This window comes from Pseudomonas sp. MH10 (assembly GCF_034353045.1).
Lineage (GTDB): Bacteria > Pseudomonadota > Gammaproteobacteria > Pseudomonadales > Pseudomonadaceae > Aquipseudomonas.
Genome location: NZ_CP133783.1, coordinates 2,446,294 through 2,473,094, shown reverse-complemented (window position 1 = coordinate 2,473,094; position 26,801 = coordinate 2,446,294). Strand labels below are relative to the sequence as shown.

24 protein-coding genes are annotated in these 26,801 nt (G+C 56.8%); 8 read left to right on the top strand and 16 right to left on the bottom strand.

Annotated elements, in window-relative coordinates:
- Positions 1-215 precede the first annotated feature (215 nt).
- The 8 genes from cyoA (at position 216) to RHM59_RS11015 (ending at position 7,564) form a co-directional block, all read left to right on the top strand.
- Positions 216-1,154, top strand: a complete 939-nt coding sequence (cyoA, locus tag RHM59_RS11050; protein ID WP_322167919.1) for a ubiquinol oxidase subunit II — start codon at positions 216-218, stop codon at positions 1,152-1,154.
- A gap of 3 nt (positions 1,155-1,157) precedes the next feature.
- Positions 1,158-3,134, top strand: coding sequence for a cytochrome o ubiquinol oxidase subunit I (cyoB, locus tag RHM59_RS11045; RefSeq protein ID WP_322167920.1), 1,977 nt, complete (start codon positions 1,158-1,160; stop codon positions 3,132-3,134).
- 3 nt (positions 3,135-3,137) lie between these two features.
- Positions 3,138-3,752 carry a cytochrome o ubiquinol oxidase subunit III gene (locus RHM59_RS11040; protein WP_322167921.1) on the top strand — a complete coding sequence of 205 codons (615 nt, stop codon included), beginning with the start codon at positions 3,138-3,140 and terminating at the stop codon, positions 3,750-3,752.
- The gene (gene cyoD / locus RHM59_RS11035; RefSeq protein ID WP_322167922.1) at positions 3,753-4,115 is read left to right on the top strand and encodes a cytochrome o ubiquinol oxidase subunit IV; all 363 of its coding nucleotides are present in this window, start codon (positions 3,753-3,755) and stop codon (positions 4,113-4,115) included. It begins immediately after the preceding gene.
- Positions 4,116-4,124: 9 nt separating this feature from the next.
- The gene (gene cyoE / locus RHM59_RS11030) at positions 4,125-5,012 is read left to right on the top strand and encodes a heme o synthase (protein WP_322167923.1); all 888 of its coding nucleotides are present in this window, start codon (positions 4,125-4,127) and stop codon (positions 5,010-5,012) included.
- A gap of 315 nt (positions 5,013-5,327) precedes the next feature.
- Positions 5,328-6,221 (top strand): glycosyltransferase family 2 protein, encoded by an 894-nt coding sequence (locus RHM59_RS11025; RefSeq protein WP_322286696.1) that lies wholly within the window; start codon positions 5,328-5,330, stop codon positions 6,219-6,221.
- Between the two features lie 72 nt (positions 6,222-6,293).
- The gene (locus RHM59_RS11020; RefSeq protein WP_322286551.1) at positions 6,294-6,929 is read left to right on the top strand and encodes a CatB-related O-acetyltransferase; all 636 of its coding nucleotides are present in this window, start codon (positions 6,294-6,296) and stop codon (positions 6,927-6,929) included.
- Positions 6,926-7,564 carry a hypothetical protein gene (locus RHM59_RS11015; RefSeq protein ID WP_322167925.1) on the top strand — a complete coding sequence of 213 codons (639 nt, stop codon included), beginning with the start codon at positions 6,926-6,928 and terminating at the stop codon, positions 7,562-7,564. The genes RHM59_RS11020 and RHM59_RS11015 overlap by 4 nt, the downstream gene beginning before the upstream one ends.
- A 15-nt stretch (positions 7,565-7,579) precedes the next feature.
- Here RHM59_RS11015 and RHM59_RS11010 read toward each other — a convergent pair whose 3' ends face one another.
- The 16 genes from RHM59_RS11010 to RHM59_RS10935 all read right to left on the bottom strand — a co-directional run bounded on the left by RHM59_RS11010 (position 7,580) and on the right by RHM59_RS10935 (position 26,505).
- Entirely contained in the window at positions 7,580-8,977 is a 1,398-nt protein-coding gene (locus RHM59_RS11010; protein WP_322167926.1) for an amino acid permease, read from the bottom strand.
- A 1,857-nt stretch (positions 8,978-10,834) separates the two neighbouring features.
- On the bottom strand, positions 10,835-14,170 hold the full coding sequence (locus RHM59_RS11005; protein WP_322286550.1) for a DUF6701 domain-containing protein: 3,336 nt from the start codon (positions 14,168-14,170) through the stop codon (positions 10,835-10,837).
- A complete protein-coding gene (locus tag RHM59_RS11000) occupies positions 14,167-14,538 on the bottom strand; it encodes a hypothetical protein (RefSeq protein ID WP_322286549.1) in 372 nt (123 codons plus the stop codon). The genes RHM59_RS11005 and RHM59_RS11000 overlap by 4 nt, the downstream gene beginning before the upstream one ends.
- A 46-nt stretch (positions 14,539-14,584) precedes the next feature.
- Positions 14,585-15,481 (bottom strand): prepilin-type N-terminal cleavage/methylation domain-containing protein, encoded by an 897-nt coding sequence (locus RHM59_RS10995; RefSeq protein ID WP_322286548.1) that lies wholly within the window; start codon positions 15,479-15,481, stop codon positions 14,585-14,587.
- Positions 15,481-15,936, bottom strand: coding sequence for a prepilin-type N-terminal cleavage/methylation domain-containing protein (locus tag RHM59_RS10990; protein WP_322167930.1), 456 nt, complete (start codon positions 15,934-15,936; stop codon positions 15,481-15,483). Before RHM59_RS10990 ends, RHM59_RS10995 begins: the two co-directional genes overlap by 1 nt.
- Positions 15,933-16,385 (bottom strand): prepilin-type N-terminal cleavage/methylation domain-containing protein, encoded by a 453-nt coding sequence (locus RHM59_RS10985; RefSeq protein ID WP_322286547.1) that lies wholly within the window; start codon positions 16,383-16,385, stop codon positions 15,933-15,935. Before RHM59_RS10985 ends, RHM59_RS10990 begins: the two co-directional genes overlap by 4 nt.
- Positions 16,385-16,837, bottom strand: a complete 453-nt coding sequence (locus tag RHM59_RS10980; RefSeq protein WP_322286546.1) for a type II secretion system protein — start codon at positions 16,835-16,837, stop codon at positions 16,385-16,387. The genes RHM59_RS10985 and RHM59_RS10980 overlap by 1 nt, the downstream gene beginning before the upstream one ends.
- Before the next feature lie 108 nt (positions 16,838-16,945).
- A complete protein-coding gene (locus tag RHM59_RS10975) occupies positions 16,946-18,178 on the bottom strand; it encodes a type II secretion system F family protein (protein WP_322286545.1) in 1,233 nt (410 codons plus the stop codon).
- 70 nt (positions 18,179-18,248) lie between these two features.
- On the bottom strand, positions 18,249-19,973 hold the full coding sequence (locus tag RHM59_RS10970) for a GspE/PulE family protein (RefSeq protein ID WP_322167934.1): 1,725 nt from the start codon (positions 19,971-19,973) through the stop codon (positions 18,249-18,251).
- 33 nt (positions 19,974-20,006) lie between these two features.
- Complete coding sequence (locus RHM59_RS10965; RefSeq protein ID WP_322286544.1) at positions 20,007-21,419, bottom strand: tetratricopeptide repeat protein; 1,413 nt, start codon at positions 21,417-21,419, stop codon at positions 20,007-20,009.
- Positions 21,416-22,342: an ExeA family protein gene (locus tag RHM59_RS10960; RefSeq protein WP_322286543.1), complete on the bottom strand. Its 927-nt coding sequence runs from the start codon at positions 22,340-22,342 to the stop codon at positions 21,416-21,418. The genes RHM59_RS10965 and RHM59_RS10960 overlap by 4 nt, the downstream gene beginning before the upstream one ends.
- A gap of 4 nt (positions 22,343-22,346) precedes the next feature.
- A complete protein-coding gene (locus RHM59_RS10955; protein ID WP_322184148.1) occupies positions 22,347-23,990 on the bottom strand; it encodes a secretin N-terminal domain-containing protein in 1,644 nt (547 codons plus the stop codon).
- A gap of 5 nt (positions 23,991-23,995) precedes the next feature.
- Positions 23,996-24,319, bottom strand: a complete 324-nt coding sequence (locus RHM59_RS10950; RefSeq protein WP_322167938.1) for a Type II secretory pathway component — start codon at positions 24,317-24,319, stop codon at positions 23,996-23,998.
- Positions 24,312-24,989, bottom strand: a complete 678-nt coding sequence (locus tag RHM59_RS10945) for a type II secretion system protein GspM (protein WP_322167939.1) — start codon at positions 24,987-24,989, stop codon at positions 24,312-24,314. The genes RHM59_RS10950 and RHM59_RS10945 overlap by 8 nt, the downstream gene beginning before the upstream one ends.
- Positions 24,986-25,594: a PilN domain-containing protein gene (locus tag RHM59_RS10940; protein ID WP_322167940.1), complete on the bottom strand. Its 609-nt coding sequence runs from the start codon at positions 25,592-25,594 to the stop codon at positions 24,986-24,988. The genes RHM59_RS10945 and RHM59_RS10940 overlap by 4 nt, the downstream gene beginning before the upstream one ends.
- Entirely contained in the window at positions 25,591-26,505 is a 915-nt protein-coding gene (locus RHM59_RS10935; protein ID WP_322167941.1) for an MSHA biogenesis protein MshI, read from the bottom strand. The genes RHM59_RS10940 and RHM59_RS10935 overlap by 4 nt, the downstream gene beginning before the upstream one ends.
- Positions 26,506-26,801: the final 296 nt, after the last annotated feature.

Here is a 26,801-nt window from a genome sequence, read left to right as displayed (position 1 = left end):
CCTCAGAACACCCGCACCAAATGGAATTGGTCTGCTAACCAGGCCGTTGCCACCATTCAAATAAGAAACCACAGATAATTTCGGATTTGTCGATCGGCTCTTGAGCTGCTTTGGCAGGCCCTTATTCAGATCAAAAAAATACGCCAACACCGGCAGGCTTTAGTGTCGGCGTTCGAATTCCAACTGACTGCGCAAGCTGCTTTAGAGGTCGTGAGATGAGTAGAAAAGGGTACCCCAGATTATTAGGCTTCTTGGCCTTTTTGAGCACGCTCGCGCTCAGTGGTTGCGGCATGTCCGTCCTTGATCCCAAAGGGCAGATAGGCATTGACGAGAAAAACCTGATCATCACCGCTACCGTGCTGATGTTGTTGGTCGTTGTGCCCGTAATCATCATGACGTTCGTGTTCGCCTGGAAATACCGCGCTTCGAACACCAACGCTACCTACGCACCGAACTGGGCTCACTCGCATAAAATCGAAGCCATTGTTTGGGGCGTTCCGACCGTTATCGTTATCGCGTTGGGCATACTGATCTGGAAATCCAGTCACGACCTCGACCCTTACAAACCGCTGGACTCGGCCATCAAGCCGGTGACCATTGAAGTGGTGATGATCGATTGGAAATGGCTGTTCATCTATCCGGACCTGGGCATCGCTACGGTCAACGAAATCAAGTTTCCGGCCAACGTACCGGTTAACTTTCGGATCACTTCCGACGCCACCATGGGTTCGTTCTTCATTCCAGGCCTGGGCGGTCAGATCTACGCCATGGCCGGTATGGAAACCAAATTACACCTGATCTCCAACGAGAATCATGTGTACGACGGGATGGCGGCCAACCTGACCGGCGAAGGATTCTCCGACCAAAAATTCAAGGCATACGCCACTTCACAGGCTGATTTCGACGCTTGGGTTGCCGCTGCCAAGAAAGCACCTAATCAGCTCGACCTGGCGCAATTCAACGAACTCGCCAAGCCTAGCGTGAAACACCCTGTCGAATACTTCGCCACCGTTCAGCCAGATCTGTTCCAGACCATCATCGATAAGTATGAAGGCATGAACAAAGGCACCGGTATGAAGCACGAAGCGGGTGAGAAGAGCGAAATGACGGGTATGGATATGACTAAGCATTCGGCTGCCGGGGCAGAGGAGTAACAGATGTTCGGTAAATTAACGCTGGACGCGATTCCCTTCCATGTTCCGATAGTGATGGTGACGCTGTGCGTCATCGCTCTGATTGGTGCGGGAGTGATCGCTCTAATTAGCTACAACCGTAAATGGGTTTATCTGTGGTCTGAATGGTTGACTTCGGTTGACCACAAGAAAATCGGGGTGATGTATATCATCGTTGCGCTGGTCATGTTGCTGCGCGGCTTTGCCGACGCCCTCATGATGCGCTCACAGTTGGCCTTGGCCAGCGCCGGTCACGAAGGCTATTTGCCGCCGGAACACTACGACCAGATCTTCACCGCCCACGGTGTGATCATGATTTTCTTCATGGCGATGCCTTTCATGGTCGGCCTGATGAACATCGTCGTACCGCTGCAGATTGGTGCTCGCGACGTTGCGTTCCCGTTCCTCAACTCGTTGAGCTTCTGGTTGTTCGTCGTCGGTGCGGTTCTGGTTAACCTGTCACTGGGTGTCGGCGAGTTCGCCCGTACCGGTTGGGTTGCCTATCCACCGCTCTCCGGCCTGGCTTACAGTCCGGGCGTCGGGGTCGATTACTACATCTGGGCCTTGCAGTTATCCGGGTTAGGGACTTTGCTGACGGGGGTGAACTTCATTGTCACCATCCTGAAAATGCGTGCGCCTGGCATGACCTTGATGAAAATGCCGGTGTTCACCTGGAACTGCCTGTGCACCGCGATCTTGATCGCGGCGTCGTTCCCGATCCTCACCGCCACCCTGATTCTGCTGACGCTTGATCGTTACCTGGGCATGCACTTCTTCACCAACGAGCTTGGTGGTAACCCGATGATGTACGTCAACCTCATCTGGGCTTGGGGCCATCCTGAGGTGTACATCCTGATCCTGCCGGCATTCGGTGTGTTCTCGGAAGTGACCTCGACGTTTGCCAAGAAAACCCTGTTCGGCTACAAATCGTTGGTCTACGCGACCATCGCAATCACCATTCTATCGTTCGTTGTTTGGCTGCACCACTTCTTCACCATGGGGTCGGGTGCCAACGTCAACGCGTTCTTCGGGATCATGACGATCATCATTGCCGTTCCCACGGGAGTGAAGATCTTCACCTGGCTGTTCACTATGTTCCGCGGTCGGCTTCAATTCACCACCCCGGTTCTATGGACGTTGGGCTTTATCGTAACCTTCACTATCGGCGGCATGACTGGCGTACTGCTGGCGGTGCCGGGCGCGGACTTTGTGTTGCACAACAGCCTGTTCCTGATCGCGCATTTCCATAACGTGATCATCGGCGGTGCGGTCTTCGGTTACCTGGCAGGCTTCACCTACTGGTTCCCGAAAGCGTTCGGCTTCTCGCTGAACGAGCGCCTGGGCAAGTACGCGTTCTGGTGCTGGCTCGTCGGCTTCTACCTGGCTTTCATGCCGCTCTATGTTTTGGGCTTCATGGGCATGACTCGTCGCCTGAACCACACCGATAACCCGCAATGGACACCTTGGCTCATCGCTGCCTTCCTGGGCTCGTTGATTATCATGGTCGGCATCGCGTTCCAGCTCATTCAACTGGTTGTCAGCATTCGTGACCGTGAGAAGAACCGTGATCTGACTGGCGATCCGTGGGATGCCCGGACCCTGGAGTGGTCAACTTCTTCGCCGCCACCGTTCTACAACTTTGCCGAGCAGCCGGTCGTTGACAACCTGGACGCGTACTGGGAAATGAAAGAGCGCGGCATCCAGACCAAAACCGCAGCTGATTACAAGAAAATCCACATGCCGCGCAACACCGGTGTGGGCTTCTACATTGGCTTTGGCAGCCTGATCTTTGGCTTTGCTTTGATCTGGCACATCTGGTGGCTGGCTGCGATCGGTCTGGTCGGGATGGTGGCAACCTTCATCATTCGCTCGAACGACGACGACATCGACTACTACGTCCCTGCCGAAGAAGTTGCGCGAATTGAAAACGAACGCCTTCAACTTATGGCTAAGCAGGCTTAAACCATGTCGAACTTAGTATTAGAAAGCCAGATTGCCCATGCTGAGGAGCATGGGCACGAGGATGCCGGGTCAATGACCGTGTTCGGCTTCTGGATCTACCTGATGACTGACTGCATCTTGTTCGCGACGATCTTCGCCGCGTACTCGGTGCTAAGCAACAACGTCGCAGGTGGCCCCTCGGGCAAAGACATCTTCGAACTGCCGTACGTCCTGGTAGAAACGTTCTGCCTGCTGTTCAGCAGTATCACCTACGGTTTCGCCATGCTGGCGATGCACAAGGGCAATAAGAAGGGCGTGATTTCCTGGTTGGCAGTGACCTTCTTACTGGGTCTCGGCTTCATCGGTATGGAAATCAACGAATTCCATCACCTGATCGCTGAAGGCTTCGGTCCTGATCGCAGCGCCTTCTTGTCCGGCTTCTTCACGCTGGTCGGGACCCACGGTCTGCACGTGACCTCCGGTTTGATCTGGATGGCCGTGTTGATGTTCCAGGTCAAGAAGAAAGGTTTGACCGCAACCAACATGACCCGCTTGAGCTGCCTGAGTTTGTTCTGGCACTTCCTGGACGTGGTCTGGATCTGCGTGTTCACCGTTGTCTACCTGATGGGAGCACTGTAAATGGATCACGCTAATATCAGCCATGCTGGCGCCGAACATGCTCATGTCGGCAGCGCCGGTGCCGACCACGGCAGCCTGAAGTCCTACGCTATCGGCTTTTTCCTGTCAGTAATCCTGACGGTTATTCCGTTCGGTCTGTTGATGCACCCGATCTTCGCGCAGCCGGTCACATTGGCTATCGTCGTGTTGTTCGCCGTGGTGCAGATCTTTGTTCACCTTGTGTTTTTCCTGCACATGAACAGGTCGTCCGAACAGCGTTGGAACATCGTCGCTTTTGCCTTCACCATCCTGATCATCGTGATCGTGGTTGGCCTGTCGTTGTGGGTGATGTACAGCATCCACACGAACATGATGGCGCACTGAGGAATCTGAATGTCCCTTAAGCACTTTATCCAAATCACCAAGCCGGGGATCATTTTCGGTAATGTGCTTTCGGTGGCAGGTGGCTTCTTCCTCGCTTCTAAAGGGCATGTCGACTTCGGCGTGTTTTTGGCTGCGGTGATAGGCACCTCGTTGGTGGTAGCGTCCGGTTGTGTCTTTAACAACTGCATCGACCGCGACATCGACGTGAAGATGGAGCGGACCAAGAATCGGGTGTTGGTGCAAGGACTGGTTTCGCTGAAACTGGCCCTGATCTACGCCACTGTTCTGGGCATCGCCGGGGTGGGCTTGCTTTACACCAAGGCCAATCCATTGGCAGCGCTGTTTGCGGTCATCGGTTTTGTGATTTACGTCGGCTTTTACAGCCTGTACCTGAAGCGCAAATCGGTGCATGGCACCTTGGTCGGAAGTCTGTCGGGGGCTATGCCGCCGGTGATTGGCTACGTCGCGGTGAGCAACAGCTTCGATCTGGCGGCACTGACGTTGTTGGTGATGTTCAGTTTGTGGCAGATGCCGCACTCCTATGCCATCGCGATTTTCCGTTTCAACGATTACCGAGCTGCGTCGATCCCGGTGCTTCCGGTGTTGCGCGGTATCGTTGTCGCCAAACGGCACATCTTGATCTACATCCTGGCGTTCCTCGTGGCGACGCTGATGCTGACCATCGGTGGTTATGCGGGCTTCAGTTACCTGGCCGTCGCGGCAGGCATGGGCATGTACTGGTTGTACATGGCTTGGACGGGCTACAAGGCGGTGGATGACACTGTTTGGGCACGCAAACTGTTTGTGTTCTCGATCCTCACCATCACCGCCCTGAGCGTGATGATGTCGGTGGATTTTCAAGTGCCCGCTGAGTTGTTGGTCACTTACGCACGTTGAAATAACGCAGGCACTCGAACAGAAACGTCCCGCTCTGCTAAGGAGAGGGGCGTTTTTTTTTGGATCTGATGGGGTAACGATCCGTCCAATTGACTTCGCGCAAAACGTGCGAACTGTAAAACTGGCAATGAGGCGATAGCCAAAGCTATCGCGTTGCAGCATGATATGCGCGATTAAGGCCTGTGAGAAAACGGTTGCGCCGCTGCTCCGAAATGTTGTCTGGCCTGACGGCCGGCACAGAGTGGACCCTGAAATGACTGCAGAGCCGCCTTCTCGGGCGTCGCTGTCGATGGACACCAGTAGAAACATCGAATGATGACTGAACAACTTACACCCAGAAAAGAACAAGCAGCGGATCTCAGTCCGCTGGTCTCCATTGTTGCGCCCTGCTACAACGCAGAAAAATACCTGGAGGAGGCGCTCAAGAGTATTTTTTCTCAGGACTACACCAATGTAGAAGTTATTATCGTCGACGATGGATCGACCGATAACAGCTATGCCATGTTAGTGGCGCTGCAAAATACTTACGATTTCCAGCTCTTTACCCAGACGAACCAAGGTGTAAGTGCAGCCCTTAATCACGGCCTGAAATATGCAAATGGTAAGTATGTGTCAACCCCGGACCTGGATGACATCATGCTTCCGGAGTCCGTGCGGGTGAGGGCTGACTACCTGGATAAACATCCTGAAGTGGGCTGTGTTGGCGCTTTGGTCGTCTACATGGACAGTGAGGGCAATAACGTCAAAACGCAGAAGCTGGCGGAAATTCAGCGTTTGGGTTTTGACGAGATTTTAAGCAACGCCATTGTGGTGGGTGCCCCGGTCTCGTTGTACCGAATGGACGCACTCCGGGCGGCTGGGTTTTACGAGCCGAGCATCAAAGTGCAAGACTTTCAGATGACGTTGAAGATAGCCGATCAGGGTTATCAGATACATGTACTGCCCATCAGTGTCACTCGGTATCGACGTCATCCGAACAACCTGTCTCGTCGCTACAAAGTTCTGCTGGATGCGGACATGAAAGCAATCAGCCCTTATCAGTCGCACCCTGGGTACGAGAAAGGCAGGACGGTTATCCTCAATAAAGCGCTTAAATACGCGGTCGTGACGGATAAAAAAGACGCCTGGCGTTTATTGCGAGCCATTCCCTTTCGCCGCTTCAACAAAACCACCTTTCGCCGATTGAAACGGTTGTTGCTACACCGCTAGTCGCGCGCCGCCGCTGCTTGGAACTTTAGCTAAATGTTCCCGGTCTCACTGCCATCTGAGAAGGGCACGTCCATGGGGTTTCTTGATTTTTTAAAAGAAAGGCGCACGCGAAAAATGCTCAGCGGCATGGACAAGCTTCATCGGTTACCCGAGAAAATCAGATTGCGCTACCCGAAGTACTCGTTCGGTGTCGGCACCTACGGTATGCCTGAGGTTATCCGGTTCGGTCAGGGCGCCGTTCTGACAGTCGGCGCCTATACGTCAATTGCCACGGGGGTCAAAATCTTGCTGGGGGGTGAGCATCGCACCGACTGGGTGACCACTTATCCATTCCCGGCGATGATCAGCGAAGTCAACGATATCCTCGACTTCTCGACCACCAAGGGCGACGTGGTCATCGGGAGCGACTGCTGGATTTGCACCGATGCAATGATTCTTTCCGGCGTTACCGTCGGTCATGGCGCTATCGTTGCCGCTGGCGCTATGGTGAACCGAAACGTCGCACCCTTCTCAGTGGTCGGCGGCAACCCATGTAAGTTCATTCGCTGGCGTTTTGACGAAGAAACCCGTGCAACACTGCTGCAATCGGCATGGTGGGAATGGCCGATCGAGGAGGTCAAGGCGATGGCGAGAACCTTGTGCAGTGCGGATATTGACGGGTTCATCCGCTATATCAATGAGCGCAACGTGGAGCAGGGGTTGGAATGACGCTGGCACATCTTGCTCAATATGGTGGCATCACAGTTATGCTTCCTGCCGCGATTGTCGTTGGCATCTGGCTTTACGTATCCGGCTCCAAACGCTCAGCATTGATATGGTTGGCGACAATGCTGTCGGTCTACGTGATCGTTGGGATAAGTAAAATTTTGTTCAAGGGCTGGGGCATTGGCCTGCACAGCCTCAATATTTCGGTCATCAGCGGTCACGCCATGCACACCTGCCTGGTGTTGCCCGTGGTCCTGAGTTTGCTCGCGCGTCAAATTGATCCACGGTTGCGTTGGCCGGCGGCTGGGGTGGGACTGATCTTCGGCTGGTGGTTTGCCACTTACTGCGTGGCGCCGTTCGTTCATCCGCTGCAAGAAGCCGTTGCGGGGGCTCTTCTCGGGACCGTAGCCGCGATTTCATTCTTGTACAGCGTGGACGGTCTCGAAATCCGTAAAATCCCCCTGGCCGCCTTAGTGCTTGGAATTTCGTTCATGGCGTTCAACGCCACGACCACCAAGTACACCGCCGAGAGCGTGCTCAACCGGATAGCCGTGACCCTTTCTGGCGGTGATCGGGCCTTCAAACAGCCGGAATGGCGAACACCTCAAGTGCAACTGCAACTCAAGCCGCCCAGCTGATCAAGCCCGCGGTCCTCAAGCCGTCTTCGCTACCCGCCGCCCCATGCGCAGTCGGTACAGACCCAGGATGAACAAAATCCATACCGGCATGATGTACACCGAAATGGCGATTCCGGGGATCATCAACATCATAATCAAAATCAAGGCCACGAAGGCCAGGCACAGGTAGTTGCTGAAAGGGGTCCAGAACGCCTTGAACCCAGGCACTACGCCTTGCTCGATCATGGCTTTACGAAACTTCAGGTGGGTCAGGCTGATCACGACCCAGTTGATGATCAGGGACGCGACGACCAGCGCCATCAGCAATTCCAACGCTTCGTGGGGCGCGACGTAATTGACCACGACACATAGCAGGGTCACCAGCGCCGAGACGCCAATGGCCAGTACGGGAACGCCTTGTTTATTCAGTTTCATCAGCGCTTTAGGGGCGTCGCCTTGTTCGGCCAGGCCGAAGAGCATGCGGCTGTTGCAGTAGACGCCGCTGTTATAGACCGACAGCGCCGCCGTCAGCACCACGACGTTAAGAATTTGCGCCGCTGTATCGTTACCGATCAACGCGAAAATCTGGACAAAAGGGCTACCGCTGTAGGCATCGCCGGATGCGCCGAGGGTCTGCAGCAACGAATCCCAGGGGTACAACGCCAGCAGGACAGTCAGCGCGCCGACGTAGAAAATCAGGATGCGGAACACCAACTGATTAATCGCTTTAGGAATGACTTTGCGTGGCTCACTCGCCTCTGCGGCGGTAATCCCGACCAACTCCAGCCCGCCGAACGAAAACATGATGAAGCACAGTGACATCAACAGCCCGCTCATCCCGTTCGGGAAGAAACCGCCGTGTGTCCAGAGGTTGCTGAACGATGCCTGAGGTCCACCGGTGCCGCTGATCAGCAGATAACCGCCGAGTACAATCATGCCGATGATGGCGACCACCTTGATGATCGCAAACCAGAACTCGGTCTCGCCGAAGACTTTGACATTGGTCAGGTTGATCAAATTGACCAACACGAAAAAAACCGCAGCGCTGACCCAGGACGGTACATCCGGCCACCAGAACTGGACGTATTTGCCGACGGCCGTTAGCTCGGCCATGCCCACCAGCACATACAGTACCCAGTAATTCCAACCGCACAAGAAGCCTGCGTAGCCGCCCCAATACTTGTGCGCGAAGTGACTGAAAGAGCCGGCCACTGGCTCCTCGACAATCATCTCGCCCAGCTGGCGCATGATTAAAAACGCAATGAAACCACAAATGGCATAACCCAAAATCATCGCCGGCCCGGCGGATTTGAGGACGCCAGCAGAGCCAAGAAACAGCCCGGTCCCAATCGCGCCACCGAGCGAAATCAGCTGAATATGGCGGTTTTTCAAGCCACGCTTGAGCAAGCCTGGCGTCAGGTCTTCACCTGTCATTGCTTTACCTTTCTGTATTTGGAATAGGGCGGAAGTGGAGCGGGTGTTGAAATTGGTCGCCATTCTAAAGCGACGAGTGCGTAGGAAGCATCCCTAAATTGCGGAAAGGGGCGCTGTGGGAGCAGGCTTGCCTGCGAAGAGGCCTGTAACTGCACCGCTAATGTTGACTTGAAACCTGGGGCGCTTGCGTTGACGCTTCGTTGGCAAGCCAACTCCCACAGGGTTATTTGGGTCCGCACGAGCTCAGCGATGGCATTGCAGAACCGAATGTGTGGGAGCAGGCTTGCCTGCGAAGAGGCCTGTAACTGCACCGCTAATGTTGACTTGAAACCTGGGGCGCTTGCGTTGACGCTTCGTTGGCAAGCCAACTCCCACAGGGTTATTTGGGTCCGCACGAGCTCAGCGATGGCATTGCAGAACCGAATGTGTGGGAGCAGGCTTGCCTGCGAAGAGGCCGGTAATCGCGCCGCTGATGTGGACCTGAAACCTGGGTCGCTTGCATTGACGCTTTCGTTGGCAAGCCCCACAGGGTGATTTGGGTCCGCACGAACTCAGCGATGGCATAGCAGAACCGAATCTGTGGGAGCAGGCTTGCCTGTGAAGAGGCCAGCAATTGCGCCGCTGATGTTGACCTGAAACCTGGGTCGCCTGCATTGACGTTTTCGTTGGCAAGCCAACTCCCACGGGGTGATTTGGGTCCGCACGAACTCAGCGATGGCATCGCAGAACCGAATCTGTGGGAGCAGGCTTGCCTGCGAAGAGGCCGGTAATCGCGCCGCTGATGTTGACCCGAAACCTGGGGCGCCTGCACTGACGCTTTCGTTGGCAAGCCAACTCCCACGGGGTGATTTTGGGTCCGCACGAACTCAGCGATGGCATCGCAGAACCCAATGTGTGGGAGCAGGCTTGCCTGCGAAGAGGCCAGCAATCGCGCCGCTGATGTCGACCCGAAACCTGGGTCGCCTGCAGTGACGCTTTCGTTGGCAAGCCCACGGGGTGATTTGGGTCCGCACGAACTCAGCGATGGCATAGCAGAACCGAATCTGTGGGAGCAGGCTTGCCTGCGAAGAGGCTGGCAATCGCGCCGCTGATGTTGACCCGAAACCTACGGCGCCTGCAGTGACGTTTTCGTTGGCAAGCCAACTCCCACGGGGTGATTTGGGTCCGCACGAACTCAGCGATGGCATCGCAGAACCGAATCTGTGGGAGCAGGCTTGCCTGCGAAGAGGCCAGCAATCGCGCCGCTGATGTTGACCTGAAACCTGGGTCGCCTGCATTGACGTTTTCGTTGACAAGCCAACTCCCACGGGGTGATTTGGGTCCGCACGAACTCAGCGATGGCATCGCAGAACCGAATCTGTGGGAGCAGGCTTGCCTGCGAAGAGGCCAGCAATCGCGCCGCTGATGTTGACCTGAAACCTGGGTCGCCTGCATTGACGCTTTCGTTGGCAAGCCAACTCCCACGGGGTGATTTGGGTCCGTATGAGCTCAGCGATGGCATTGTAGAACCAAATGTGGGAGCAGGCTTGCCTGCGAAGAGGCCAGCAATCGCGCCGCTAATGTTGACTTGAAACCTGGGGCGCTTGCGTTGACGCTTCGTTGGCAAGCCAACTCCCACGGGGTGATTTGGGTCCGCACGAGCTCAGCGATGGCATAGCAGAACCGAATGTGTGGGAGCAGGCTTGCCTGCGAAGAGGCCTGTAATTGCACCGCTAATGTTGACTTGAAACCTGGGTCGCCTGCGTTGACGCTTCGTTGGCAAGCCAACGCCCACAGAGACTTGGGTAGATTCGAAATCGTAGGGGCTGCGCTCAGATAGGCCATAAGCCTATCTGAACGGTATGCAGGATCCCGCTTTTAGCGATAGATCTCTCTACGGAAGATCATCGGTGACGGGCCTTGGTAGATGCCAAATCGAGCAACCCCAGCCGCCGCCTGGCGACCGGTGCCGTTCCAGTCATAGAAAAGCCATGACGGGGTGGCGGGCAGGCTGCCGAGTACTGAACCGCTGATGCCGGGAGGCTGCAGCTTCAACAGGCCTACACCGGCGACGGGTGCAATCATCGAGATGTTGCTATTGGGGTAGTTTGCCGCGGTAAGTTGCCCGGTATAACTGCTCACCGTTGGCGCCTGTAGAACGGCGGCGGTGGTGCAGGTATCTAGACCTTCGGCGTGGAAGCTGCCCCCCGCGATGTTTTGCCACGTCTCAATGCTCAGCGCCAGGTCGAGCTCTTCCAATTCAGAGCCGTGGGCATTTTCCAGGTGCAACCGCCCCAATCGTACTTCGCTGCCGGGGGTGCTGCTGAAGTCATAGCTGTAGGCAGTACACGCGGTGCCGTCGCCGTAACAAGCGCCATCGGCGTCGGTCAAGGTGGTGGCGCTGAAGTTCTGACGAATCGCTGCGGCAAACGGATAATCATCGGCCAACGGCAGGGCTGCCGGGGTGTATCGCAGGGTGTCACCGCTCCAGCGGAAACTTTCGGCACCGTCACCATCGTTGGCACCGGTTTGCGCCACGGTAGCGGTGGCGCTGTTGGTCAGGCGACCGGCGACGTCCAGGCTGACTTTGCCGGTGATTGAGGTGTACGCATCCCGGACCGGTGTTGCCAGTCTCCAAAACGCATCGCGGTCGTAATTGTAGGTGATGCCTTTGTTGCGGTTAAACGCGGTGACGATGAGGTCAGGTTCGTGCCCAACAGCAAACGCCATCGGTTGACCCTGATAACTGAAGGAAGTCCCGCAGCTCGGGGTCAGGCTCGCGCTGGCCTGCACGCCCAAGTAAGCCGGAATGAAGCGTCCGACCAAGCCACTTTGGCCGCCGCTGACGGTTTCGCCAAAGTAAGCGTTAGCCGCCGGGGTCGCTGTCAGCTGGAACACGCCGACTTCGGAAATAGACGTCGTTGCCGTGGTCTGGTTACCCAGCACTTGGCTGTACTGAGCCGGGGACAGTGTGCCGGCGTCGCCCGCAGCAGGCGCAACCAATACGCTGGCGAGTGGAATGTTGGGCATTTGGAAGTTGGAGGCAATGACCCGGCCGCTGCACAGCGATGCAGCAGTCAGCGGATCACCATCGGCCAGCCAGCCGACTGCCTGAACGCGAATTGGAAAGTTATCCCCCGCTCGCACACCGGGTAACGCTTTGCAGTCGGAGCTGACGCCAGCGACGGTACACACCGAGTCGGTTTGAATGCACAGGCCGTAGGGTTTGGAGACGAACTGGTCGCTGCCGCTCATGCTTAATCCGGCGTCATTGTTGGCGGTGCTGCCCAGATACGTGGCCGTAAGCATCATCTGTCCGGCGTCGTCATATTGAACGGTCAAGGACGCACTGCCGGTGCTGTCAAACGCCAAGCTAAGGCTGGTGGGTGTGCTGGTTACCGACGTGTTATTGACGATCACCGGCTTGCTGCCAGAAATGGGGCTGACGTAGGCCGAGCTGAAGTTCAAAGTACGAGTGACGTTGGAGAAACTTGGCACACACGCTTGTGAGGTGTCGCTTTTCTTCACCGCACGCAGAGAAATGCCGCTTTGTGGTCGAGCCGCGATCAGGGTCGGTACATCAAAAACAAAGCCGCTGTCGGCATAGGCGATGGTGCAGCCGGCGGTCGAACACACGGTCTGGCCATTGCTCCCCGGAATGGACGAACTCACTCCCACGCTTACGTTGCCCGGGCTGCCGCTGCTCAAATACGCTTGTGCGCTGCCACCGCTGAAGGTAATCGTGTTGCCGTTCATGATGGCGGGTGAGGCGGCTGTCCAGCCACTGGACGGACTCAGCGTGACACTGACAGGATTGGCAAACGGGCTGCAACTGGCAGTGGCGCACGCGGTGATGGTCACCGGTTGTGGATTACAGGTCAGTGCCGCGCTCGCGTAGCTGAAGGCGAAATGGTCGATAACGGCCACCGGCGGAAGAGGGGCTGGGGCCGCGCAGGAGGCATGGGCCGGGCTGGTGCTGCATCCGCCAGTGATGGACAGTGCGCCCACTGCTTGAGTGGTGCCGCCGACGCAGGTGTCAGTGGCGGTCAGAGCGGCGCCCGAGATGGCGTCTTTAATAATAGTCGCACCGGTCAGGGTCATCGCCGCTGCTGACTTGACGCCCGCGCCTACGCTGGTGCGGGTGAGCGTCATCGCAGCGCCCCCGTTTACGTCGCCACCGATACAGGTGTCAGTGGTGGTAATCACTGCGTCGGCGATGACGTTCCCCGAGACGCTTCCGCGGACCAAGGTCGCCGCTGCTTTTGTGTTGATGTTGCCGGTGATGGGGGTGTCGGTCATGGTCACCACGCCGAATGCCGTAATGTCACCGCCCACGGAGCCGCCTGTCAGGGTGATCGCCCCGGCTTTGCTGGTTACATTGCCGGTTATCGGTGCGCCGGTCGAGGTGATAGCACCCTCAGCAACAACGGCCCCAGCGATGCTGCCCCGGACAATGGTGATTGCGCCGGTGCTGCTGGTTAGATTGCCTTTGATCGCGGTATCGGAGGAGGTGGCTGCGCCATAACCCAGAACGTCGGCACCGACGCTGGAGTCAGTAAAGGTCAGTGCCCCGGCGCTGCTGGTCACCGATCCGGTAATCGCGGAGCCCGTTTTGAGGGTGATCGCCCCTGATGCCTGGACATAGCCGCCAACGGTGACAGTAGCCGCCGTAATGGCGCCTGTCGTGCTGATCAGATTGCCGCTGACCTTGGTGTTGGCGGCGGTGATCGCACCACCCGCCTGAGCATTACCGGCGATGGTGCTGCCAGCAAGGGTCATAGTGCCGTTGGTGGTCTGGACTGAGCCGGCCACCGTCGCGTTGGACAGATTAATCACCCCGGCGGTGGAGTTGATCGATGCGCTGAAGGTATTGCTTGTTCCTGCAACGGTGATTGCGCCAGCCGTCGAAACCAAGGTCACGGTGTTGCCGCTGGTACCAATCGTGTTGGTGTCCAGAGAATAGCCTTGGACCGCCACGACCGTGATATTGCCGACGATCAACGTACCCACGACCAATGAGTCGCCAGCACCGAGGATCACTTCGCCGGTACAGGTGAACGTATTACCGGTGCTGCTCCAAAGACCCGTGCAGGGTGCGTTTGTCCCAAGCAGGCTGAAGGAATAAGCCGTGGCGGCACTGGCCGTATCCGACAGCAACAGGCCACCCAAAAGCGCCACCCAAAGGCAGCTTTGCTTCACTACGTGCTTGCTCATGGAGTGCCTTTTTCTATAGTTGCTGTGAGTTGGCGGTAGGCGTAATCGGGACGGCTACCGGTGCTGCCGTTCTGTGCGGTCGAGGTGAAGTGAAAGATCTGCAGTGGCGAACCGTTGTTGTCCAAATAGTTGTTGCTGGTACACGCGACATTGACGCTGAATTGGGCCAGGTTGCTTGCGGAAAGACTCGGGCTCCCTTGGGTGCACAGGCCTGAACTGATCGATTGGGTGATGGCCCATTCCAACCCGGAGTTGGCCGATTGGTAGGCTCGGGCCTGCTGGATCGCAAGGCTGTTGGAACCGTGTTGTGCGGCAGACAGGTGCGCCATGGCCATCACCACCAGGGTGACCACTATCAGCAAAAACATCGCAGCTACCAGGCCAAATCCCTGGGCGCGTTGGGGCCAGCGGCGGTCAGGGCGCATTGTCGACGTGGACCTGTTGCAAGAGGTTGAAGCTTTCGTTGCCGATGGAGATCTGCAACGTCAGAGATAACAAGCCGCCGCGCTGGGTGCTGCCCACTTGATAGGTGAAATTCGTCTTCGAGCAGTCGACGTTTGATGCCAGTGGCTCAGGATTGGAGCCCGCCGGTGGCACGGACGGTATCGCGGAATATAGGGTGTTGTAGCTGTAGCGAATCAGTTGGTTGTTTTCACAGCGGTAACCCACCACTGACTGCGCCATGTACATGCGGTATTGCGGTGACGCATAGGCGAAGCGAAATCCGCCCACGGGCAAATTGCCCAGGGTGATCAGGCTTTCACCGGGGGGTGGTCCCGACAGTTGGGTGAACGTGGTGCCGGTCGGGGTGATAACCCCAGGGTTTGCGGGTGCCCAAACATTACTGCCGGGCACGGGTACACCGCCCGACTCGGCGCCAATGTTGTACATCACCATCCAGAGTGCGCCGGCGGTGTCGACTGACCCGTCCAATAGCTGCACTTCGTCACAGCGAGTATCGAGGGTGGAACTGCCGCACGTGCCCTTAAGGTCGGTGGAGAATCGCAGACCGTCGGTGTCCGTACGGTTCGGGCGATAACGCGCCGCACTTTGAATCAGCATGAGTTCCACGGCTTGGCCGTCTGCCGAAGCCCGCAGGGAGTTGGGGATCGCGAGGCGTACGTCGCGGGTCAATCGGTTCATGGCGCCCGCTGCTTGTTCCACCAGAACGCCGCGACGGCTCTGGTCCATCAAGCCCTGCAGCGGGTGCGCAAACACCGTGCTGATCACCACCACGATGACGCCGGACAAGGCAATGACGAGCACCAGCTCGACCAGGGTGAAGCCGCGTGTCAGTGCTGGTCTGTTCATCAATAGCGCGTCCGATAGCTGCCCAGCACTAACTTTTGGTTAGCGGGATCGGTGACGGTGACTTCGATGTACAGCGCGTTGGCTGAGTTCAGCCCCGCCCATGCTTGAGGGTTAACGGTGACGCTGATCTGATAGCTCGCCAGGGTTGAGATAGCGTTGCCGTCGGCGTCGTGGGCACCGTTGTCGTTTAGCCCGGCGTAGTCGCAGACCCGTTGGTACTGGCTACGGCTACTGGGTGGCGTGGTGCAAACGTTACCGCTGGCATCGACGTAATCCTTCAACAGGATTTCTTCAAGGTAGGCACTGGCGATGTCCAGGCTTTGCTGTCGCAGTAGCGGGTCAGCCGATTGACTGGTGATGGCCGCCATGGCGGTGAACAGTGCGGCGGCGGCGATACCGATGATCGCAATGGTGAGCACGAGCTCAACCAGGGTCACCCCCCGTTCGCGCTTCATTGCACCAGACCTGTGTCAGCGGTCACGCTGAACGAGTGGCCGCCATTCAAGGTGCCGATAGTTGCACTCGCTGCGCTGGACGGACGGCCCAGGGAATCGAATACAACGGGAAAATTGGCCGCTACCAGCGTCACATCAGTGGGCGCTGCAGCGGCAAAGGTTGCATCGCCATCCGGGCTCTGGACTTCGAGGCTATAAGCGCCGCTCGTACAGTTCATGGCTTGGCGCAGGTGGTATCCGTTGGTATCGAGGCTGACTTGAGTCAGGCAGCCGCTGGCCAGGGCAATCTTCTGCCCATAGCGCACGGCGGCCAGGCTCTCTTCGAAAAACAGGCGCTCGTTGAACACCTGTCGATCGAAGAAGCGTGGTCCTACAACAGCCGAAATGATCCCGATGATAACAATCACCAAAACCAGTTCGACCAGCGTGAAACCGCGCATGTCAGGCATTAGCAGCCGCTAGTTACAGGTGTAGAGACTACCGGGGCGCTTGATGCAGACGCTGCGGGTGTGTAGGTGAAATTACAGGTGTTACCCGGGGTTGTGGCATTTTTAGCGCCGACTGTCAGCACGGCAGTTGCGGCTACCGAAGGGGCGTCGTAATCAGTCTGAGAGATATTGGCTGCAACTAGAATGCCCACTGAGTCAGGGTAGCCATTGGCCATTGCAACGTTTTGGCCTTCTAGAACAACCGCACCGTTCGTTAAGCCTTCGGCAAGAAATGCCGAATGCGCTATGGCTGCCGCAGAGCGGATAGAACCTGCTGCGCCATTGAGGGTCGCCGCTTTTGCATCGCCAGTCAGGTTAGCGAAACGCGGAAGTGCGAATGCGGCCAGAACGCCGATGATCACGATCACCATGACGAGTTCGATCAGGGTGAAACCACTTTGTTGTCTTTTCATGTTTTTACTACCTTATGCAAAATGAGGTTCAGATGTTGCTGTTTGAAACGTCGCCGGTATTGGCGTCTTGTTGTTTGATCGATGTGAAACGGCAGTGGTAGCCCGTGCTCATCCATGTCCCTTTGCGGCCGCTGACAAATCCCACATGGGAAGAAAAACCCCCAATGCGAGAATCAGCACCATTAAGCCCATGGCCACTATCAGAATCGGTTCGATGGCATCGGCGAGTTGCTTGAGGTCGTAATCCACCTCTTGTTCGTAAAAATCTGCGACCTCGACAAACAGGTCGTCCAGTGCGCCGGCTTCTTCGCCTACGCCCATCATTTGCAGCACTAACGGGGTAAACAGTCCGCTGGCGGTGGCGGTCGTGGTTAACGATTCGCCGCGCTCCACGCCTTCGCGCATATCAAGAATGGCCCGACCGATGTAGCGGTTACTGACGGTCACGCTGTTGATCGACAAGGTTTGCAGCAGTGGCACACCTGCGCGATACATCATCGCGAAGGTCCGGGTAAAGCGGCCCAGGGCGATACGCTCAAAGAGCCCGCCAACAATCGGCAGGCGCAGCTTGATCTGATCCCAACGCAGTGCGCCGGCATCGGTTTGAGTCCATTTGGAAAAGCTATAAACGCCGCCAACCACCATCAAACCCATAGCCCACCAGTAATCCTGAAAGAACTGGGACATGCCGATCAAGAACCGGGTTGGCAAAGGCAGTTGCGCGTGAAATTGCGCGAATATTCGGGAGAACGCCGGGATCACCACCATGTTGATCACGGTCAACCCGATGCCCATGGCGATCAACACGAACATGGGGTAGCGCGTGGCTTGCTTGATGCGCTTAAGCGTTTCGCGCTCCAGCTCCAAATAAATCGCCAACTGGCGAAAGGCTTGATCCAGTTGGCCGGTGTTTTCGCCCACGCTGATCATGCTTACCATCAGCGTATTGAACACCTTCGGGTGCGAGTTGAAGGCCACGGCCAGGCTCATGCCGGCATCAAGGTCGCTGCGTACTTCTGTCAATACGTGGCAAAAGTGCTTGTTGTAGTTTGATTCGGCCAAACCGCCGATAGCGCGAATGATCGGCACACCGGCTTTGCTCAAGCTGTGCATTTGCCGACAGAAGATGATCAGTTCCAACAGCTCAACTTTCTTACTGCGCAAACGCTCGGTCAGCTGTTCCACCACGTCACCGACCGGTTCGACATGCTCAACAATGGTCAGCGGAACAATGCTCTGTGATAGCAATTCGCTGGCAAGCGCTTCTGCCGAGTTGCTGTCGCGATTGCCGCTCACCTGAACGCCACGGGCGTCCCGGCCAGTAAATCGGAATATAGTCATTGGCCCACGCCCTCAGTTCGAAAGCTCTGCGCTTGAGCGTCACCTTTAACGGCATGCAAAAAAACGCGCATTAGCTCAGCACCTCGTCAGTCCTGGAAATACTGACCTTCAGCACTTCCTCGACGCTGGTTAGCCCCTTCATCGCAAAGTCCAGCGCGCAGGTCGCCAGAGGTCGATAGAGGGGACTGGCGAGGGCTGCGTCAGCAAACCCTTGTGGGTCATTACTGCGCAGCGCGGCAATCATTTCGTCGTTCATTTCCAGCAATTCGTACACGCCTAACCGCCCGAGGTAGCCGGTGTTATGGCAGTTATGGCAACCGACGCCTTGGTAGAAAAGCTGACCGCGCAATGACCCACCGTAAAGGTTTTGCATCCAGGTGAGCTGATGCGGTTCGGGGACGTGGACCGCGCGGCAACTTTCGCAGACTCGACGAATCAGTCGCTGGGCCAAAACGGCGCTCAAGGCGGTGGCCACCAAAAACGGTTCGACACCCATATCGATCAGGCGCATGGCGGTGGTCGGGGCATCGTTGGTGTGCAGGGTGGACAACACCAAGTGACCGGTCATGGCTGCACGCAGGCCGATTTCAGCCGTTTCGTGGTCACGTATTTCCCCGATCAGCAGAATGTCCGGGTCCTGTCGAAGGGCGGCGCGCAAAACACGGGAAAAGGTCAGGTCGATCTTGGCGTTGACCTGTACCTGGTTCACCCGTGCCAGTCGGTATTCAACCGGGTCTTCGACGGTGATGATTTTCTTCTGCGGGCTGTTTAGCTCGCTGAGCCCGGCATACAGCGTAGTGGTCTTGCCCGAACCAGTGGGGCCAGTGACCAGCACCAGACCGAAAGGGCGTTGCAGCAATTGGCGAAAACGCGCAAGCATCTGCGTGGGCATGCCGCCTTTGTCCAAATCGGTGATGCCATTGGTTTGATCCAGCAAACGCATGACCACTGATTCGCCATGCTGCACCGGCATCGTCGACATACGGACGTCGATGGTGTGGTCTTTGACCCGGATATTGAAGCGGCCATCCTGCGGTAAACGTTTTTCGGAGATGTCCAGGCCTGACATGATTTTCAGGCGCATTACCAACGCGGAGGCCACCCGCGGTTCCTTCAAAATATGTTCGTTGAGCACACCGTCGATGCGCTGGCGAATGCGCAAAATGCCGTCGCCTGGCTCGATGTGAATGTCTGACGCGTTCATCTGCACGGCGTCTTCAAACAGGGTCCGCAGCAGGCGCACCACGGGGGCGTCGCTGTTATTGGTGGCGCCCAGCGCGGACAGGTCGAAGTCACTGTCTTTAAGGTCCCCTTCCAGCTCGCCAGCAATGGTGTCCAATTCGCTGGTACGCCGGTACAGCATATCGAGCGCCTTGAGCATTTCGGCTTCGCGTACGACGGCGGGGCGAACCGGAGTGCGCAACACACGCTCCATCTCATCGAGCGCGAACAGGTCGAGCGGGTCGCTCATGCCGACTACAAGGCCGTCCGCTGCTTGGGATAAAACAATAACGCGGAAGCGCCTTGCCAGGGTTTCCGGCAACATCTGGACCAGCGCTTTATCAAACTTGAAGTTCTTCAGTTCGATAAATGAAATCTTTAATTGCTCGGACAGTGCTGTCAGCAGGCGCTGTTCATCGATGAAGCCCAGGTCAACGACCGTGCGCCCAAGCTTGAAGCCCGTGCGCTTTTGTTCCTGCAGCGCCCGTTGCAACTGGAGGTCGTTGAGCAATCCGGCGTCGATCAGCAAATCGCCGAGACGCACCTTGCCACGACGTATCTCTTCCTTATCCATACAGCCTTACCCACATCAGAGCTAACCACATTGTCACTTACCTCCCAGTGCGACGGCACGCTCGCTAGCGAATCGCCGGGCACCGTCATCCAGACCTTGTCCCCGCTCAGCAAAGCGGTAATGGCGCGCCGCTTCGACGGGTTGCGCCAGTCGTTCCAAGGCGATTCCCAGCCCCAGCTGCCAGGCGGCTTGAGCGGGTCGCAATTGGGTCAACTGCTCATACAGGCCAGCACTTTTTTGCCACTGTGCGGTTTGCTGATAGCTGGCCGCGAGCAGGGCGTAATACGTAGGTTCCTGGGCCAGCGCCGGAGGGTTCTGCTCCAGCGTTGCCACTGCACCCCGGGCGTCACCGGATTGCAGTTGCGAGCGGGCAAACAACAGACGTAATTCGCTGTCGTTTGGCCATTGCTTGAGTTGAGACGGCAGCCATGTCAGCAGCAGCGCTTGTTGGCCGTTGGCCAAGTAGGCACGGGCCAGGGTACGGATAACATCCACGTCGTTCGGTCGAGACAGTTGCAGTTTTTTCAGGTCGCTGATGGCGCGCGGGTAGTCGCCGCTTTGGATGGCTTGCTGGGCTAAGCTCAGCGCATCTGGCTGGTACGGCGTGATTTTCATTTGCGGCGGGCCACTGACCGGAAGCGGTTTTACCACCGCAACCACGGCAGCGTTACGAGGCTGCTTGTCGGCTGGCGGAACAGGGGCGTTAGCCCAAGCGGGCAAAGGCGCCTCGGCCGTCGCGCTATCAACCGTGGCCGGTTCGTTTGCGGCCGAATTGTCGATGCCCATGGGTGTATTCGCCGCATCGGCAATGGTTGCCCTTACCGGCATGGGCACTTCAATCCTCAACAGCCAATCCTTGCCGGCGGGCTCCAACTGATCGCGCACTTGCAGGTTGTCACCCAGGCCGGTCAACAGCACTTGCACGTTCTGCCCTTGAGTTTGAACTCTCCAAGACAGGCTGCGGCCGTCGCGTTGCAATCGACCTTCGCGTATCGCGACGCCAAGCGGGGTGTTCAGTGTGGCGCCTAGAAGGTCGAGGGTGACTGAGCCGTTTTCATCACGGCGCTGGTAGGCCGCTGAGCGGTCCATCAATAATTGAAGGATGAGTCCGTTGCCGTCGTTTTGCGGCAGTACTTCCATAATGTGCACGGATGTGGGCGCTTGCACGATGGCCAGCGGTACCGGCGCCACAGGCACCAAAGGAATAACCAGCGAGTTCTGAGCTGGGGCGTGGGATTTGACCCACCGGTCAACGAGCAGGCCCAGTGGCAGCCCGACAATAACGACCAGCCCCAGGCCGATAAGGTTTCTCTGAAGACGTCGAGTGCGCTTGCGGCGCTCAGCCCCGGCTTCGTCAACGGCCGACAGGCCTTCTTGCTGCAACTGTTCGGAAGTTCCGGCACGGCGTTTTTCGAGGTCGCGGAGCATGTCATTGACCAAGCTCATATCAGCACCTCGCTGTAGTACATGAGGCAAAAACTGGCGGTGATCAACAGCAGCAATGCGAGTATGAGCACATGCCACCGAGACCAAAAGGTGTCTCGCTGCCCAAGAGGTTGCGCACCTTCAGTGTCATGCCAGGCCCGTTTTACGTGCTTGGCGGTAACGTGTTGGCGGCCCTCTCCGTAAGCTACCATCAACGCTTTGTGCGCAAGGATATTGATCAACCGAGGTATGCCGCCGCTGTCGTGTACCAGTCGGTGTATAGCGCCCTGATCAAATAAGGGCTCGCCCCGGTAGCCCGCAACGGCCATGCGCTCGTTTAGATATCGGGTGGTATCGTCCCTGTCCAACGTGCGCAGGCGATAGGAGAACGTAATGCGCTGGCGCAACTGACGCAGGTCGTTGCGTGCCAAGGTGGTGTCCAGTTCGGGTTGGCCGAACAGCACCACCTGAAGCAATTTTGATTGTTCGGTTTCCAGGTTGGTCAGCAGCCGCAAAGCCTCCAAGGTCACGTAGGGCAACCCTTGAGCTTCGTCGATCAACAGCACGGTGCTTTTACCGGTTTTTGCCAGGTCGATCAGGCGCCGATGCAACGCATCCAGCACGCCTTGAGTATCAAGCTCTTCGACGTCTTCAATGTGTAACTCACGGGCCAAGGCCTGGCGTAACCCGCTCGGGCTCATCCCTGGGTTGGGCAGGTACGCCAGCTGGTAGCGCGCGCTGTCCAACTGCTTGAGCAGGGTGCGGCAGATCAGGGTTTTACCCGTCCCTACCTCGCCGGTAATCTTGATAAAACCTTCGCCTTGCCCAAGTGCGACGTGCAACAAATTCAGGCATGCCTGATAGGGCGCCAGCTTGACCAGAAACTCTGTATTTGGGGTCAGCGCGAACGGTTTCTCGCGCAGGCCAAAGTAAGCTTCGTACATGGGTTTATTTCAAATCCTTGAATGTTTCGGCGGTTTTACGCAAGTCGCCCAGCCATACATCGTCGTTAACAACTTGGGGCCTCATGAGGATCACCAGTTCGCTTTTTTGCAGCGTGTTACGTTGTTGCTTGAACAGATTGCCAATGATCGGCAACTTGCTGGCCCACGGCACTGACGTGTTGCTGTCATCGCTCGAGTTTTGCAGCAAGCCACCGATCACCACTACCTGGCCGCTGTGGGCTCGGACGATGGAGTCAGACTGGCGGGTTGTAGACAACGCCAGCGGCAGCTCCAAAACGTTGTTCACGCCCAGCGTAATGGTTTTATTTTGGTCGGTAACCCGGCTGACGGTTGGGCGCACATGCAAGGTCACGGTGTCGTTCTGATCGATTTGCGGTGTCACGTCGAGCGAGATACCGGAAAAGAACGGGGTCAACGTAACGTTTTGGGTTGGCTGAGTAACGCCGGCGACGGTGGTGGTACCCGACGTGGACGACACGTCGGTCACGAAGAACTCGTCAGACCCGACCTTGATCACTGCCTTTTGGTTATTAAGTGTGGAAATCCGCGGGCTGGACAGCACTCGAACTTCTCCCTGAGTTTCAAGTAGCTGAATCAAACCGGAGAAGTCACCCACGTTAATGGTGCTGCTAAACACGCCGCCGACCGCCGTTGGGCCGGTCAGTGCCGCGCCCGTTAAGCTAGTGCCTAAATCGCCGCCCAATTTGGTCCAGCTGATGCCCGCCTGGAAGTTTTTGTTGAGCTGGACTTCAAGAATCTTGGTTTCCAGAACCACTTGGCGTTGCAGATTGCGTTGGGCCTTATCGAGAAAACGCGCGACGTTTTCTTGATCCGCGCTTTTAGCCCGCACGACCAGCAAGCTGGCTTGAGGGTTGACGATCACGCTGTTGCCGGGGTCATCACCCACGATCATTTCGACCACCTTGCCCACTTCCTTCCAGAAGTCGGCATCACTGGTGGTGGTTACTTGGCTGGCATTAAGGGTGGACTGCGAGTTGCTGTTGTTTTGTCCATTGCCGTTGCCACCGCTGCCGTAATCGCCGCCATTACCGTTATTGCTGTTGTTGTTGCCGTTGCTGTTGTTCCCGTGGTTACCGTTGCTGACCATTTGGCCGGCACTGACTCGGGTGTCAGTTTTGCCGACCCGTTGCAGGTTCAGGTAGTTGAGGTCATAGCTGCGTGTAATCACGCTGTTGGGCAGAATCTGATAGCCGTAGCTGGTGCGACGATAATCGTAGCCGTAGGTGTCTCGTACCGCACCGAGCACTTCTTCAAGCGTCACGCGACGCAGACTGAAGGTGATATCGCCGGTGACATCCGGGTTCACCACGATGTTTTGTCCGGCCCCTTGCATCAAGCTCAGGAAGAAATCGCGAGCAGGCATGTCTTTAGCCGACACGTCGAAACGAGCTTCATTCGCGGACGGGCCTTGGGTGGTATAGGGAGGCAGCAACGCCGCCTGGACCGAAGGAGGAGGCACTACGCGCGTTTGCGCTTGCTGGATGCTTTCACTGAGCAACTTGTTGCTCTGATCATAGAGCACCTGGTCGCCGCCTTTGAACGTCTGGCAGGCGGACAGCAAACACATCAGGAAAAATAGGCCGGGGCCCGACAGAAACTTCATCATGGGCATCATCGGCTCGGTTGTAGAACGGGATTGACCAGTCGCAGATATTCGCGCTTACCGTCGCGTTCAATCAGGACTGTTTGCGGATAAATAGCCAGTACCCGTGCGTCGGCATGTTTGTCGCCGACATGAAGGGTCTGGCCATCAATGACTGCTCGGCTGCCATGGGCGCCGAGTAGGATTTCTTGCAGCACCGGAATGTGCACCTGTTCACCCGGACGGACCGCCGTAAAGCGGGCAGGCGGCTGAGTCGGATCAATGGGCACTTGCGGGCTGGCTTGGGCTGTCGCGCTGTACAGCAGCGCGCTGAGAATAAGGAGTTTAAACACCGACCCACCCCGCATACCGACTCAAGGTGTACAGCTCAAGGCTGATCTGGGCGTGGGCGGCACCGTCATCGCCGACGCGATACTCGAGGCTGTCCCAGTTCAATTTCCATTCGGTGCCCTGAATCGATTGCAGGTAATGCAGAAGGTCGAAATAACCACCCTCCAACTTCAACTGCACACCGTGCCGATACAAGACAACGACGTTCGGGGCTGTTTTGGCTTTCGCTTTGGCCACCGGGTCAGTAGAGGGCAGTTCCACCGGGGCGCTGGAACTTTCCATGCTCAACAACTGCAAGCCTGGTTGGGCTTTAAGCAAGTCTCGGAGCACCGCGCGCATTTTGTCCGGGGAGATCAACTCGCTGGTGTTGTGATCGATCTGCGCCAACAAATTTGCGCTGTTGGTAGACGCCAGCAACAGGGCACGGTTGTACGGGATGTTGGGGTCCGCCTCAAGCGCTGCACGCAACTTGCCCAGCGCAGTCACGGCCTCATAGCCACGGGCCTCGGAAGCCTGGTATTCAGTGGTTTGTTTGGCCGCCGCGGTCGCCATGGAATTACCCAGCGCCATGACGTACAAAATGGCGCACAACGCCATGCCTGCGCCGTACGCCAGCCATTGCTCGCGAGGGGAGAGGATTTGCCAGCGGGCCAACCATTGCTCAGTATTCATGGGTGGTCCTTTGGATCGGTAACCCGTGAAGACAGGTCAAAGTGGAACAATTTGTCGTCGCCGCGTTGCACGTTGAAACGCGCAAACTCTCGCCCCTTGAAGGCCGCGTTCTCACCCAGCAGCCCCAGGTACTCCGGCAACATCTGTTGGTTTTGGCTAAAGCCCTGCAAACGCATCTGTGTGCCGCCGTCGCGCAAGGAAATAACGTTAAGCCACAGACCGCTGGGTGGATGTTGTGACGCCAGCGCTAAAAGCGGCGTAACAAAACCTACGCGCTGTTGGTTTGCCACCACTTTCAAATAGTCGATCAGACGTCCCAGTGCCCGGTTCTGCTCGTCCAGGTCGGCCAGCCGCAAAGGCAATTGAGGGTCCAAGACCGGCTGGACAAAAGAAGCCTTCGCCTCTTCGAGCTTGCGCACTTGCTGCTGTTCGAGGACTTGCGCTTTGGCCAACCGCTGTGCGCCCACATGCAAATTCCACCCTTGCCAGGCTAGGTGGCAAAGGCAAAGCACTGCGACTACTGCGAGTCCACCGAGAAACTCAAGCTTTTGCGGGCGGCGAGCAGATTTTTTCTCTGCTTTATAGAGATTGAGGTTCTGCATCATGGGCCTACCTGACGCAACGCGGCGCCGACGGCGGTGAAGCAAGAGGCTTGCATCTCTTCATCGATATCGGCGGCCGCTTGGCCTGGGAATAGTTGCCGCAAATCCAATGCCTTCACATTAACGGTCAGCCGTTCGTCCAGCGCCTGCAATGCTTCTGCGCCATCGCGTTTCATGGGCAGCAGCATCAGGCGGTTGATCTGACCTTTGCCCAGTTGACTTTCGAAATAATCAAGGGTGCGTTGAATTTCCAGCATGGCCGCAGAGATGTTCGCCCCGGCCAAATCGAGACCGTGCTCAATAACGCGGGCCATATACAGCTCGGCACCGTGCTGTACACAGAGCAAGCCGCCGCTGGCGCGTAAGCGCAGGACCGCGATATTCAGCTCGTCAGCACCCGCTAGCAATCCAATATTGCGGAAGGCCATTTCGGTGACATCGACGCTGACGAGGTTCAGATTCGCTTGTTTGATCAGGTTGCACCACTCCTGCAGCCGAGCCTTGTTCAGCACGGCGCAGTACGCCATGTGCGACCGGCCACGGTAGGCGTCGGTCGGCAAGGCAAATGCGTCCACGGCGACATCTTCAAGAGGTTCTTTGATGAGGTCTTTGATGCGCCAGCGCATGGCATCACCCAGCTCTGCGGCAGGGACGTCAGGACTTTCCAGCAGCAGCATCTGGTATTCGGCAGGGTGCAACACCAAATTAACGGGCAAACCCGCCAAACCCAGTTCGGCAATGAGGTTTTTCAAAACGGCAGCGTGCCGTTCCGGCGAAGACTCGCGGAACTGACAGTTGAGCAAAAGAGGCTGTTCGTTAGGACGCTGTAAAACATTAGCTAAAGCAATGCCGGAAGGGCTGAATTCAACGCCCAAGTGTCCGCTTGCAGTGGTTTTAACACGAGTAAACCACATGACTTCTCATCTCTTTACCTGGCGAGGTGCGCCAGTACCACATCGATACGCAAGAAGGCGATGTCAAAACAATAGCACGTATTGTAGGACAACCTGTTTTCTTCGATACACGGTCAGAATTCTGACACTCTCAATGATGGCAAAAAGACATATATTGTCATTTGGCTGGAAAGGCGAATGGCAGAAAAACAGTGTTGATTCGCACCAGCCTAACAGCTGCTGTTACTTAACTCCTTGTAATAACTCACTATATTGATTATTTCGGTAGTATAAAAACGTCATTAGGGAAACTCTGA

Excerpts from the sequence above, each read along its gene's own strand:
- cyoA (WP_322167919.1), top strand. The coding sequence starts at position 216 with ATGAGTAGAAAAGGGTACCCCAGATTATTAGGCTTCTTGGCCTTTTTG.
- cyoB (WP_322167920.1), top strand. The coding sequence starts at position 1,158 with ATGTTCGGTAAATTAACGCTGGACGCGATTCCCTTCCATGTTCCGATA.
- RHM59_RS11040 (WP_322167921.1), top strand. The coding sequence starts at position 3,138 with ATGTCGAACTTAGTATTAGAAAGCCAGATTGCCCATGCTGAGGAGCAT.
- cyoD (WP_322167922.1), top strand. The coding sequence starts at position 3,753 with ATGGATCACGCTAATATCAGCCATGCTGGCGCCGAACATGCTCATGTC.
- cyoE (WP_322167923.1), top strand. The coding sequence starts at position 4,125 with ATGTCCCTTAAGCACTTTATCCAAATCACCAAGCCGGGGATCATTTTC.
- RHM59_RS11025 (WP_322286696.1), top strand. The coding sequence starts at position 5,328 with ATGACTGAACAACTTACACCCAGAAAAGAACAAGCAGCGGATCTCAGT.
- RHM59_RS11020 (WP_322286551.1), top strand. The coding sequence starts at position 6,294 with ATGGGGTTTCTTGATTTTTTAAAAGAAAGGCGCACGCGAAAAATGCTC.
- RHM59_RS11015 (WP_322167925.1), top strand. The coding sequence starts at position 6,926 with ATGACGCTGGCACATCTTGCTCAATATGGTGGCATCACAGTTATGCTT.
- RHM59_RS11010 (WP_322167926.1), bottom strand. The coding sequence starts at position 8,977 with ATGACAGGTGAAGACCTGACGCCAGGCTTGCTCAAGCGTGGCTTGAAA.
- RHM59_RS11005 (WP_322286550.1), bottom strand. The coding sequence starts at position 14,170 with ATGAGCAAGCACGTAGTGAAGCAAAGCTGCCTTTGGGTGGCGCTTTTG.
- RHM59_RS11000 (WP_322286549.1), bottom strand. The coding sequence starts at position 14,538 with ATGTTTTTGCTGATAGTGGTCACCCTGGTGGTGATGGCCATGGCGCAC.
- RHM59_RS10995 (WP_322286548.1), bottom strand. The coding sequence starts at position 15,481 with ATGAACAGACCAGCACTGACACGCGGCTTCACCCTGGTCGAGCTGGTG.
- RHM59_RS10990 (WP_322167930.1), bottom strand. The coding sequence starts at position 15,936 with ATGAAGCGCGAACGGGGGGTGACCCTGGTTGAGCTCGTGCTCACCATT.
- RHM59_RS10985 (WP_322286547.1), bottom strand. The coding sequence starts at position 16,385 with ATGCCTGACATGCGCGGTTTCACGCTGGTCGAACTGGTTTTGGTGATT.
- RHM59_RS10980 (WP_322286546.1), bottom strand. The coding sequence starts at position 16,837 with ATGAAAAGACAACAAAGTGGTTTCACCCTGATCGAACTCGTCATGGTG.
- RHM59_RS10975 (WP_322286545.1), bottom strand. The coding sequence starts at position 18,178 with ATGACTATATTCCGATTTACTGGCCGGGACGCCCGTGGCGTTCAGGTG.
- RHM59_RS10970 (WP_322167934.1), bottom strand. The coding sequence starts at position 19,973 with ATGGATAAGGAAGAGATACGTCGTGGCAAGGTGCGTCTCGGCGATTTG.
- RHM59_RS10965 (WP_322286544.1), bottom strand. The coding sequence starts at position 21,419 with ATGAGCTTGGTCAATGACATGCTCCGCGACCTCGAAAAACGCCGTGCC.
- RHM59_RS10960 (WP_322286543.1), bottom strand. The coding sequence starts at position 22,342 with ATGTACGAAGCTTACTTTGGCCTGCGCGAGAAACCGTTCGCGCTGACC.
- RHM59_RS10955 (WP_322184148.1), bottom strand. The coding sequence starts at position 23,990 with ATGATGAAGTTTCTGTCGGGCCCCGGCCTATTTTTCCTGATGTGTTTG.
- RHM59_RS10945 (WP_322167939.1), bottom strand. The coding sequence starts at position 24,989 with ATGAATACTGAGCAATGGTTGGCCCGCTGGCAAATCCTCTCCCCTCGC.
- RHM59_RS10940 (WP_322167940.1), bottom strand. The coding sequence starts at position 25,594 with ATGATGCAGAACCTCAATCTCTATAAAGCAGAGAAAAAATCTGCTCGC.
- RHM59_RS10935 (WP_322167941.1), bottom strand. The coding sequence starts at position 26,505 with ATGTGGTTTACTCGTGTTAAAACCACTGCAAGCGGACACTTGGGCGTT.